The organism is Candidatus Berkiella cookevillensis (assembly GCF_001431315.2).
GTDB lineage: Bacteria > Pseudomonadota > Gammaproteobacteria > Berkiellales > Berkiellaceae > Berkiella_A > Berkiella_A cookevillensis.
The window spans coordinates 1,858,946-1,871,018 of sequence record NZ_LKHV02000001.1 but is presented as its reverse complement, the minus strand read 5'-3'; the positions used below and the strand labels follow the sequence as shown (position 1 = coordinate 1,871,018).

Annotated in this window: 7 protein-coding genes; 3 read left to right on the top strand and 4 right to left on the bottom strand. The window is 38.3% G+C overall.

What is annotated here, in order from left to right; all coding sequences use genetic code 11:
* Positions 1-29: 29 nt before the first annotated feature.
* The 3 genes from CC99x_RS12995 to acnA all read right to left on the bottom strand — a co-directional run bounded on the left by CC99x_RS12995 (position 30) and on the right by acnA (position 6,840).
* Positions 30-2,399, bottom strand: coding sequence for an EAL domain-containing protein (locus CC99x_RS12995; protein WP_057623889.1), 2,370 nt, complete (start codon positions 2,397-2,399; stop codon positions 30-32).
* A 118-nt stretch (positions 2,400-2,517) separates the two neighbouring features.
* Positions 2,518-3,909, bottom strand: a complete 1,392-nt coding sequence (locus tag CC99x_RS08115; protein WP_057623887.1) for a class II fumarate hydratase — start codon at positions 3,907-3,909, stop codon at positions 2,518-2,520.
* A gap of 213 nt (positions 3,910-4,122) precedes the next feature.
* Positions 4,123-6,840, bottom strand: coding sequence for an aconitate hydratase AcnA (gene acnA / locus CC99x_RS08110; RefSeq protein ID WP_057623885.1), 2,718 nt, complete (start codon positions 6,838-6,840; stop codon positions 4,123-4,125).
* A gap of 268 nt (positions 6,841-7,108) precedes the next feature.
* Between acnA and CC99x_RS08105 the strand changes: the two genes are divergently transcribed.
* The gene (locus CC99x_RS08105) at positions 7,109-7,561 is read left to right on the top strand and encodes a MarR family winged helix-turn-helix transcriptional regulator (RefSeq protein ID WP_057623883.1); all 453 of its coding nucleotides are present in this window, start codon (positions 7,109-7,111) and stop codon (positions 7,559-7,561) included.
* Between the two features lie 58 nt (positions 7,562-7,619).
* Positions 7,620-8,684, top strand: coding sequence for an RNA polymerase sigma factor RpoS (gene rpoS, locus CC99x_RS08100; protein WP_083477295.1), 1,065 nt, complete (start codon positions 7,620-7,622; stop codon positions 8,682-8,684).
* Positions 8,685-8,822: 138 nt separating this feature from the next.
* On the opposite strand, the gene CC99x_RS08095 is transcribed toward rpoS, so the two are convergent.
* Positions 8,823-11,147 carry a translocation/assembly module TamB domain-containing protein gene (locus CC99x_RS08095; protein WP_057623881.1) on the bottom strand — a complete coding sequence of 775 codons (2,325 nt, stop codon included), beginning with the start codon at positions 11,145-11,147 and terminating at the stop codon, positions 8,823-8,825.
* Between the two features lie 312 nt (positions 11,148-11,459).
* Here CC99x_RS08095 and CC99x_RS08090 point away from each other — a divergent pair, with 312 nt between their 5' ends.
* On the top strand, positions 11,460-12,041 hold the full coding sequence (locus CC99x_RS08090) for a hypothetical protein (RefSeq protein ID WP_057623879.1): 582 nt from the start codon (positions 11,460-11,462) through the stop codon (positions 12,039-12,041).
* The last annotated feature ends 32 nt before the right edge of the window (positions 12,042-12,073 follow it).

Genomic DNA, 12,073 nt, shown 5'->3' with positions numbered 1-12,073 from the left:
AAATGAGGCTTTAGGGAGAGGGGAGCTGCCTACTTATGGGATATAGTGGGCAATCCCCAGCGTGAGGTTTTGAGCCACTCTTCTAATTCGCTTAAAGCCACAGGCTTGCTCATGAAATATCCTTGACCAATGTCGCAATCGAAGGTTTTTAAGAGCTCATAAGCGGCTTCATCTTCTATACCTTCTGCAACGACAACCAAACCAAGTCCATGACCCAGTTCAATGGTGGTGCGCACAATCTGAGCATCTTTGGTGTTTTGAGCAATGTCTCTAATGAAGGTTTGATCGATTTTTAATTCATCAACAGGTAAATTTTTAAGATAGCTCATTGATGAATATCCTGTTCCAAAATCATCAATGGTAAAAGAAAATCCTAGGTTGCGCATTTTTTTAATGGCACCGAGCGAATTTTCTGGATCTTGCATGAAGGCACTTTCTGTAATTTCAAAGATAATATTATTCGGGTTGATGTGGTGTACTTCAAGCAGGCCGTTAATATATTTAAGAAGATTGCGATTTAGCAAATCTTTCACAGAGAGATTAACAGATATTTGAAGTGGGATATTGGCTTTTTCCCAGAGCGCGCATTGCGCAAATGTTTGATTGAGCAACCAGGCAGTAATTTTTTTAATGTGACCTGTTTCTTCTGCAAGCGGAATAAATAAATTTGGAGACATAAAGCCTTTGTAAGGGTGCATCCAGCGGACCAAGGCTTCTACTTGAATGATGCGATCGGTTTTTAGATCAACTTTAGGTTGGTAATAAACCAAAAACTCGTCGTGTTGCAAGCCTTCTTTTAGTTCACTCATAAGAGAAAGTTTGTTGAATTGGTGTGGATCGCTGCTTGCATCATAGATAGCAAAGTGTTCAGCATTGGATTGTGATTTAAATAAGGCAACATCCGATTTTTGAATAAGAATATCGCTTTCATCGCCATCTTCTGGATAAAAACTAAAACCAACATGCGCACTTAAATCAATGGTAACAGTGTATACACTGAATGGATTTTCGAATAAATCTAGAATACGATCGGAAATATTCTCTGCGTCTGAAGGCATAACGTCTGTTAATATCATTGCAAATACGTTGCCTGATAGCTTGCCAACAAAGGAAGCATCTTCAAATGCGCCTACAATTCTAGCGCCTACATGGTGCAAGAGGCGATCTGCAACGCGGTGTCCTAAGGCGTGATTAATTTGAGGGAATCGATGTATAGTGACCAAGACAACAGCTAATTGCTTTGCTTCATGTGCTTGTAGTATTTTTGTTAGCTGTTCAATAAAGAAACTTTTATTGGGTAATTCTGTAATGGGGTCATAGCGCGTTTTATGGAGTAATTCTTTTTCTCTCAAATGAATTTTAGCAATCATGTTATTTAGCAATGTTGATAATTGACTGATAACGCCTTTCCCATGATAAGGTAGTCGTTGCTGATAATCGCCTTCGTTGAGTTTTTCAACAAAACGAACAATAGCTAAAAGGGCAGTTTTATATTTTCGATTGATCAGGATAAGACCCGTAGCCATTAATACGAATGCAGTAAGAAAAAGACCGATCACTTTATAAATAATAGTGAGATAAGGCTTAAAAGATTCAGAAAAAGAATAGATAAGAATAGCAACTATTTTTGGGCTATTTTTACTTTGAATCAATGGCAGCATAAAAACAACTTGGTTGCCTTGTCTGATACTCAGCTGCGTAGCATTTTTTTCATCGATATGATGTAGATACTTTTGAATTGCATGTTCAAAATCAGCACCTAACAGTCGAAAATTTTCTTTGGGATACCGCCAGTGGCTTTGAGGCATCTCATAAGCAAAGCTTAAATTAATATTTAAGGGAGAAATATTATCTAAGGCATATTTAAAAATCTTATCAATTTCATTTCCAAAAGCGAGCCATAAAGTTTCATTCTGAGATTGAATCGGAAAAATCACCCAGTGATAAATAACGTCATTCATTGGCAACACAATTTGAAAAGCTGAGTTTGTTTCTAAATGATCGCGGATATCAGGGTAGGGGAAGTTTTGTGGACTGTTTTTTTGTATATAAGTATCAGATTTAATGGTTAAGCCTTTTGTAATCAATAAAGCGCGATCTGCGCGAAATTCATTTGCCAGTTCATGGAGTCTTAACAGCATTCTTTCTTGATTGAGCGTGGGGACTTGATTAGAAAATTGAGATATAGAAGATGATTGTGTGGAATAATAAATAATATCTTCTGTTTTATCTAATAATTGATCGTCAATCAGGGTGCTGGTAAAGCCGAGTTGCTTTTCAATATCGCGTAAGTTACTTTCGCTTAAAGATAAAGTGAGCACATAATAAAGACAAACTGTGATAGAAATAAAAACACTGGATATAAGCGCAACCAATTTTGACTGATAACTTAAGCCCACAGTGAATCCTTTTTCTTTTGCACATTAAAGGTAAATAGCTATAGTCGTGACACATGGCTGTTCAAGTATGACAGCCATATGCAAAGACTATATAAACTTAAGGATAGCTTTTGTACTTCTATTTCTCTACAAGGCCACCTTTAGTCAGTGTAAATGGATCCAGATAAGTCTTAAGTTCTTTTTCTGATAATTGCGTCATTTCTTTAGCAACATCAAGTAAGGCTCTATTTTCCGCATAAGCTGTTTTGGCTATCTTGGCGCCCAATTCATAACCAATGACTGGGTTTAAAGCTGTTACCAAAATGGGATTTTTAGCGAGCCTATCTTTAATCTCTGTCTCATTCACTGTGAAGCCTTTAATTGCTTTATCTGCAAGCATAATTGCTGTATTAGAAAGTAATTCTATGCTTTGCAAAACATTATAAGCAATCACAGGCAGCATGACATTGAGCTGGAAGTTACCATGTTGGCCTGCAACCATAATGGTTGCATCATTGCCCATTACTTGTGCACTTACCATCATGGTTGATTCGCAGATTACAGGATTTACTTTGCCTGGCATAATGCTGCTTCCAGGTTGTAATGCGGGTAAATAAATTTCTGCAATGCCAGCAAGAGGGCCACTGTTCATCCATCTTAAGTCATTTGCAATTTTCATAAAGCTGACAGCAATGACGCGTAGTTGTCCTGAGAAGGCAACAACAGCATCCTGGCAACTTAAGCTTTCGAATAGATTAGGACTGACGCTAAAAGCAACATTGGTTTCGCTGCTTAAGTATTGGGCTGTTTTTGTGCCAAAGTCTGGGTGGGCATTAATCCCTGTACCAACGGCTGTACCACCGATGGCTAATAATTGCACATGTTCTAATGCAGATTCTATGCGTTGAATGCCATTTGCAATCTGTTGTGCCCAGCCGTTGAGTTCTTGTCCGAGAGTGACAGGCATTGCATCCATAAGATGCGTGCGGCCTGTTTTGGTAATATTTTCTAGTGATTTTGCTTTGGCTTGTATGGTTTTATGCAAGTGCTTTAATGCGGGTAGCAGTTTATGCTTTGCTTGAACAGCGGTACTGACATGAATTGCTGTTGGAATAACATCATTACTGCTTTGGCTCATGTTTACATCATCATTGGGATGAATATCGATGCCTGCTTCGAGTGTTGCATAGCGAGCAACTACTTCGTTTGTATTCATATTAGTGCTGGTGCCTGAGCCTGTTTGAAAGACATCAATAGGAAATTGTTTGTCTAATGCACCTTCTGCAACTTGCTCTGCTGCTTTTACAATGGCTTTGGTTTTATCTTCAGAGAGAAAGCCTAAGGCTTTATTTGAAAGTGCGCAGGATTTTTTAACCCATCCCATTGCTTGTATGAAGCTGCGTGGCATAGTTAAGCCAGAAATTGGGAAGTTTTCTACCGCGCGTTGTGTTTGTGCGCCATATAAAGCGGTTTCTGGTACAGACATTTCACCCATACTGTCTGTTACTGTACGCATGTTAATTTGACTCATGATCTTAACTACCTTTGTTTTATATGATTATTACTATGATTGAAGCGAATTAATTGCAGCCAAGCCACACAGCATCCAATGCATTCGTAGGAGCCGGTCTCTGTGCCGGCCCGTCACATTCAGGGCGGACACAGCGATCCGCCCCTACATAATCCATAATTTTGGCCGGCACAGAGACCGGCCACTACAATATAAGAGTGCTCACGCTATTAGCTATTTCCCATTTTTAGCTAATTCACGTAATACATAATGCAAAATACCACCGTGTTTGAAATAGCTGAGTTCTTTTGGTGTATCAATGCGAACCGTAGCCTTAAATGAGCGTTTGTTTCCATTGTGCTCAACTTCAACAGTTACATCACCTTGTGGTTTTAAATCATCTAATTTGACAGAATACGTTTCTTGTCCTGTTAATTTTAGTTGATCGGCATTTTCACCCGCTTTATATTCTAAGGGGAGTACACCCATTCCAATGAGATTTGAACGGTGAATACGCTCGTAGCTTTCTGCAATGACAACACGTACACCTAAGAGTCGTGTGCCTTTGGCTGCCCAATCGCGAGAGGAGCCTGTGCCATATTCTTTTCCTGCCAAAATAATGAGAGGCACATTTTCTTTTGCATAGCGCAAAGATGCGTCGTATAAAGACATAACTTCGCCACTGGTTTGATGCGTTGTCCATCCGCCTTCTGTACCAGGCGCCATTTGATTACGGAGTCGAATATTGGCGAAAGTGCCTCGCATCATTACTTCGTGATTACCCCGTCGAGATCCATAAGAATTGAAATCAGAAACAGGGATATTTCTTTCCAATAAATATTGTCCTGCTGGAGATTTAGATGAAATACTGCCAGCTGGAGAAATATGATCGGTTGTAACAGAATCAGCCACCTTTACTAAAACACGCGCATTGTTCAGATTTTCAATTTTAGGCACTTCAAGCGACATGTCTTCGAAGTAAGGAGGGTGTTTTACATAGGTAGAATTTTCTTCCCATTGATAGAGTTCAGACTCGGTTACATTGATATTTTTCCAATGTTGATCGCCATCATACACAGCTGCATAACGCGCTCTAAATAATTCTGGAGAAACTGATTTCTTGATTTCTGCTTGAATCTCTTCATGTGAAGGCCAAATATCTTTCAAGAAGATTGGATTACCATTTTTATCTTTGGAAATAGGATCTTTGTACAAGTCAATGTTCATGGTTCCTGCAAGCGCATAGATAACAACCAAAGGTGGAGAGGCTAAATAAGCATTTCTGACTTGTGGGTGTATGCGGCCTTCGAAGTTTCTATTACCAGATAAAACGGCAGAAACTTGTAAATTTCCTTTTTGAATGGCTTGTTCAACTTCAGGAAGTAGTGGACCAGAGTTACCAATACAGGTTGTGCAACCATAACCAACCAGATTAAAGCCTAATTGATCAAGATAAGTTGTTAATTTTGATTTTTCTAAATAATCAGTAACAACTTGTGAGCCTGGGGCAAGACTGGTTTTTACCCAAGGTTTAGAATGAATACCTTTTTCAATTGCTTTTTTAGCGATTAAACCTGCTGCTAACATCACAGCTGGATTGGAGGTATTTGTACAACTGGTAATTGCTGCGATCACAACATCGCCATGGCGTAGCATATGATGTTGATCATTGAGCACAATCGGTACTTCGCCTTCAATGATATTTGCCCCTTCATTGATAGCCATATCATCAGATACTTTATCTTGTCGTTCAGCTAATTGTTGACAAATCGTTTCTTTAAATGCTTCTTTAGATTGTGTTAATGGAATTCTATCTTGAGGGCGTTTAGGGCCAGCAATAGAAGGTACAACTTCACTTAAATTAAGAGACAGAACATCTGAGTATTCAGCTTCTTTTTGGTTTTTAACTCTGAAAAGACCTTGTGCTTTTGTGTAATGCTCTATGATATCGATTTGTTCTTGGGGGCGACCTGTCAGCTTCAAAAAGTTTAAGGTTTCATCATCAATCGGGAAAATACCGCAAGTTGCGCCATATTCAGGTGCCATATTTGCGATGGTTGCTCTGTCTGCTAAGGGGAGGTTGTCTAAGCCATCTCCATAGAATTCTACGAATTTACCAACAACACCTTTTTGTCTTAACATTTGTGTAATAATGAGTACCAGATCGGTGGCTGTTGCGCCTTCTGGTAATTTACCTGTGATTTTAAAGCCAACCACTTGCGGTATGAGCATAGTAATAGGTTGGCCTAACATTGCTGCTTCTGCTTCAATACCGCCAACCCCCCAACCCAAAACACCTAAACCGTTGATCATGGTTGTATGAGAATCTGTTCCTACCAATGTATCGGGATAAAGATAAGAGGTGCCATTTGTATTATTTTCAAAGACAACACGTGCCAGATATTCTAAATTCACTTGGTGAACAATGCCGGTGCCTGGTGGGACGACTTTGAAATTTTTGAATGCATTTTGTCCCCAGCGTAGGAAAGCATAGCGCTCAAAATTACGCTCATATTCTAATTCTGTATTTTGATTGAAGGCTTTATTGTTTCCAAAATGATCAACCATGACCGAGTGATCAATGACCAGTTCAACAGGTGCTAAAGGGTTAATTTTATTAGGGTTGCCGCCTAATTTCTTCATAGCAACACGCATGGCAGCTAAATCTACTACCGCAGGGACACCTGTAAAGTCCTGTAAAATAACACGGCTTGGTGTAAAGGCGATCTCTTGATCAGGAACCGCTTTAGGATCCCAATGTAGCACCGCTTCCACATCTTTATCTGTGATGTTGACGCCATCCATAAAGCGCAATAAATTTTCTAACAGAATTTTAATTGAGAAAGGCAATCTATCTATGTTGTAGCTTTCAGGTAGTGCCTTAAGATCGTAGTAGTGATAGCTTTTGTTGTTGATTGAAATAGCTTTTTGTGTGTTGAACCGACTTTTCATTTTCTTCTCCAATCCTAATGAATTCAAAGTCTTTGTACGTTTTAAGGTATAGGTATCGATCCAGGCTGTATGAATTAATATGTCTAATATGGGGGAATACTGGGCGTATGTACCCTCGATTTACATTTTATCATGACACGCTCTCGCTGAATGTGAAAAAAAATTACGAGTAATTGCAAGGACTTAAAATAAATTTGTGAAAACTGACTTTTTTCTCCTTGAATAACCTGGGTGCGGGATCCTACACTTTTTGTGAGGAGATAAACCCATGGAAGCCAACGAACCTATAAACCCAAAATTGATTAACCCTAAGTGTAGTTGTTTCAACCTACGTAAGGCAACAAGAGCCGTTACACAGTTTTATGATCATCAGCTAGAGCCAGCAGGTATTCGTGCTACACAGTTTACTTTGTTGGTATCTCTAGCCTCTGTGTCGGCGCGTACCTTAACCGAAATGGCACACACTTTAGTGATGGATAGAACCACGCTAACGCGTAATTTAAAACCCTTAGAGAAGTTAGGACTCATTCATACTATTGAGCCTAGAGATAAACGTTCTAAGGCATACTCCTTGACCGAGCAGGGCAGAGCCACGCTCGATAAAGGAATACCTTTATGGCATCAAGCTCAAAAGCGTATTCAATCCGCTTTGACCGATGAACGTTTTGAACGAATACTCAAAGATATGAATGATATAACAAAAATTATATCTGAACTGTAGTTTTAACATTTGAGTTTTAGACGGTAAGAATAATAACGACAAGAAAGGAGATCCTGTTATGGCTCAGGGATGGGACGTATTCTGTGAGAAAACTTCACTCAAGGGCAATAAGAAAGAAAATAAGAATAAAGTCTTGGGTGAGGACTTCTCTACGAGTGACACAGCGATGGAACTTATCAACGATGACGTTAGCTTTTTGCAATCTGAAAAAGCTGATGAGTTACGTGATGAAGTGGTATTCACAGAAGATACGCTCATTGAAGAGGATGATGCCGAGGATTCTTATGAAAAAGCTTTAGATGCAACGCATATGTATCTTGGAGAGATTGGTTATGCGCCTTTGCTGTCTGCGGAGGAAGAGATCTACTATGCACGACGTGCGCAGCAAGGGTGTGTTCAATCACGTAATCAGATGATTGAAAGCAATCTAAGATTGGTGGTTAAAATTTCTAGACGCTATATTAATCGAGGTTTACCATTACTTGATTTGATAGAAGAAGGGAATTTAGGGCTTATTCGTGCCGTTGAAAAATATGATCCTGAAAGAGGATTTCGTTTTTCTACTTATGGAACATGGTGGATAAGACAAACCATCGAACGTGCATTAATGAATCAAACACGGATGATTCGTCTGCCGATTCATGTTGTAAAAGAAATGAATGTTTATTTAAGAACCAGCAGAGAGTTAGCACATGTGTTAGATCATGAGCCAAATTCTGAAGAAATTGCACATGCGCTCAAAAAGCCAACACAAGCTGTAGAAAAAATACTAGGACTCAATGAAAAAACGACTTCTCTTGATTTGCCAGTTGCCTCAGAGACAGATCGCTCTATTGTTGATACCATTAAAGAGGAAGGAGAACATGATCCTTTATCTTTACTGATGGAAGAAGATTTTAAAAGCTCTGTTGATAATTGGTTGGATACCCTCAATCAAAAGCAACAAGATGTCATCGTGCGTAGATTTGGCTTAAGAGGGCACGAACAAGCCACTTTAGAAGATGTAGGCGCAGAAATTGGTCTAACGCGTGAACGGGTTAGGCAAATACAAGTAGAAAGCTTAGATCATTTAAAAACACTGTTGGCCAGAAAGAAGCTGACACAAGATGTGTTTTTTAGTTAATTGTACTATTGTAAAGGTCAGCGATTGTCTCGGTTCAGAAGGGCGGGCACAGAGACCCGCCCCTACAATAACGCTTCATTTAAATATAGTTTTTTTATATTCTTTGTAGGGGCCGACCGCTGTGTCGGCCCTAACCCATTAATGATCCAACGAAATAATAACATCCGCACTTGAACCCGTTGTGCCTGTTTGTGCTTCAACCGACAGATTTCTGCCTAAAACATATTGCATACCAATGCTATTGGTTGAATCTAAAAAGCCAAGACTGTAATTCAGATAAAGTCGATCAGAGAGTTGTTTCCCCAGCATAAGCACAGTATCTTCTAAAGAAGTATTTTGATTGTTAGAGCCTTTAGAAAAAGCGACGTAATCTAATTTTAAGCGTTCTGCAAGATTATGAGAGATATCATTGTTCTCATTGCCAAACATGGAAGACAATTGTGAAACAGCTTGAAAGAGTAATTCAGCTTGGCCTTGAGACGCTTCGCTTTGTGGGCGACCTAAAATAAGATAAGAGATAATATCTGCCTCTGACATTGAGGGATTTGAGAAAAAGCTGATTTTGGGATCATTGAGCTTTCCTTTTAAACGAACCCCCATATCCATTTGAGTAATAAGCGCAGCAGACTTTTTACGGGGTAACGCCATCACGGTTTGCTTGGCTTCAATATCTATGAGTGGATTACTCATGGTGCTACCTGTAAAAATAAGCTTACCATGAGTTAGATTAAAAGATTTTCCTTGAAAGCGATATTTACCATTGATCAGATTAATCTCACCTTTGAGTCTTGGGATTTGGTTGGGTTTTTGAGTGAGCTTAAGATGTCCTTTAAACTGGCAGTTCAGACCTTTGCCTTTGTACTTAAGATTATTTCCTAAACTAATTTCAATTTGTGTGCTAAGTGGTATGGTTGAAGATACTGCTTTGTCTTTTTTCTCATGACTTTTTTCATGATTGATGATCACAATATCACCAGAGTGTGATGCTTTCTTTGAATGATTGAGTTGTTTAATATCCGCTTGTGGGATATGAATATGGCCACTGAGCTTGGGCACATTATTTTCTAAGGTGAAATTAAGGTTAGGAGAGGCCACAATAAAATATTCAGGAGTTTGGCTTAAAACAAGGTTTTCGCCCTTTATATTCACAGATAAGTAAGGCTGATAATTTTTGACATGTGCCAAGCCATCAATCGTGAATTTTTTATTATTGATATGGCCATAACCATCGATAAGCATTTCATTTTTTTTATTTTGCGTTATTTCAATTTTATCCAGTATTGTTTTGGTTCCATACTGAGGCATAGAAAAGTGAATGCCAGATACCTTCGCTTTTGTTACAAACTCAGGAGAAAAAACAGTGCCTTTAAGATCAATGTCGATATCTATTGAGCCATCAGTCGTTCCTGATAAGAAAGGAAAAAAATGGTTCAGCGACTTTAGATTTTGGATCTGTGATTGAATTTTTCCACTCATTGCAAAAGGCGCATCTTTTTTGATCGTTAATTTTGAATTTAAAGATTCTCCAAATACATTCATATTCAATTGGACTTTCCAGTTGGATTTTTTGCTTATTTTTAGAGTGCCGTAAGTGCTTGGTAGCTTGTTAAGGGTTTTGTGAGAGAATAGAATTTTTTCTATGTTGCCCGTCCATGTTGATTGATGCCACGTTGCTGTGGTTATGATTTCAATAGGATCGCCCAGAATGCTTTTTATGGCGATGTTGTGTGCTTGCAAAGAGCCTTGAATATTAATTTGGCTATTTAGAAGTTCTTTTTCTTTTATATTTAGTTTTTCGACAAAAAATTCAGCATCGATTTTGTTTTTTTCGTTTTTCAAATCGTGCTCATAAAAAATAGCATCACCCTTTGTTTTCACCTTTCCTTCTATCCATTGAGAGAAAACTGTGGGGGCAGAGAGTGTTAGATCCCATTTTACTTGTAGTTTTTCATCTTGCTGGGCATGTATGAACCCTAAGCTTCCTTCATAGCTAAGATATTTTAAATCTAATAAATGATTGGATTGAAAAGTCTTTAATACAATGTGTTCAATATCGTGTGTAAAAGTAGGGGTGCTTATCTTGGCTTTCTGAATCTCGCCTTCATTGATAGTCATGTGAAAAAACAATTTTGAATTTACAAAGTTTTGTAAGTCATCAAGGCTATTAATATTGGGTGTGGTGGTTTCACTATGATGCAGGATAAGTGCAATATTTTGGGCATTGAGCTGTGATACATTAATTTCACTTTGAAAGAGTAAAAGCCATTGCCAGCTAACGCTTAAAGACTGGGCTTGAAGCTTAAAATCTTTGCTCTTTAATTCCAAAGCATCGAAAGAAAGATGATGTCCAAAAGTACCAGATACATGATCGTATTTAATACTATAGTTTGTGAAATCATTAATGAACTCAAGTGTGGCTTTTGTGCCAGTTTCGGTATAAATACAAAAGCACAAACAAGCCACAAGTCCAAAGCAGCAATACAGTCCCCATTGGAAAATTTTTTTGAGCAACCAGAATGTACGGATACAAAACCCCAGCTAGCTTGTTAAATAAAGCTCGTATTCTACTCATAAGTATCTGGTGAATAAAGTATTTGATGATTAAATTATATTGTGATTTGAAGTAGATACACTCTATTGCTTGATAGTTTGCTTGATGAAGTTTTCTATATGTTATTATTAATCAATGGCTTATGATTTTTTTTGGTTTGAACTTTTAGAATCAAGGAGGCGTCCAACGGGTGAAGATGTTTTTATCATGCTAAGGAGTTTATTATGCCTAAGGCAGAACGTAATATTTTATATCAATTAAATGAATTTACGGAATGGTTAAAACGAGGTGGTCGTGCCAGAAATACAGAAGAAGAAGTTAAACATCAGGTAAGAAAAGCTAAAAAGAAAGGTGGAGATTTCGTTGAGGATCTGAGGGCTGTGGCAGATGATATGGAGAAAGGCGCTAAAAGATTTATTAATGATTTGCAAAATGAGCCAGATGACGCTGAAAAATTAGCGAGAGAATTTGAAGATAAAGCAACCAATGTACTGCGTAAAGTAGACAAGGTATTAGCAGATCCTGCTGAATTGTCTAAAGAAGCAAAATCGATATTAACACAAATTGAAAAGACAATTACTTCCGCACTTTCTTCGGTGAAAAGCTTTTTCAAAGGGCTTTTTGCTTATGAACCTCAAAAATTATTAGAAGATAAATCTAAATCTTATTCACCTAAACATGATTTTTCTGCTAACAGAGAAAAAAGAGAAGCAATACGCGCTAAATATGGTCTGCAAAAGGGGCAAGGAAATTACAAGCCTGATATGCGCTACAGTGGTGGGCATCAAGGTGCTAGGAAAAAATAAGCGTGAATCTGTCATTACTTAGAAGGGGCAAT

What these genes read in the sequence shown, in the direction of transcription:
- acnA (WP_057623885.1), bottom strand. Translation starts at nt 6,840, where the DNA reads ATGAAAAGTCGGTTCAACACACAAAAAGCTATTTCAATCAACAACAAA.
- CC99x_RS08115 (WP_057623887.1), bottom strand. Translation starts at nt 3,909, where the DNA reads ATGAGTCAAATTAACATGCGTACAGTAACAGACAGTATGGGTGAAATG.
- CC99x_RS08105 (WP_057623883.1), top strand. Translation starts at nt 7,109, where the DNA reads ATGGAAGCCAACGAACCTATAAACCCAAAATTGATTAACCCTAAGTGT.
- CC99x_RS08090 (WP_057623879.1), top strand. Translation starts at nt 11,460, where the DNA reads ATGCCTAAGGCAGAACGTAATATTTTATATCAATTAAATGAATTTACG.
- rpoS (WP_083477295.1), top strand. Translation starts at nt 7,620, where the DNA reads ATGGCTCAGGGATGGGACGTATTCTGTGAGAAAACTTCACTCAAGGGC.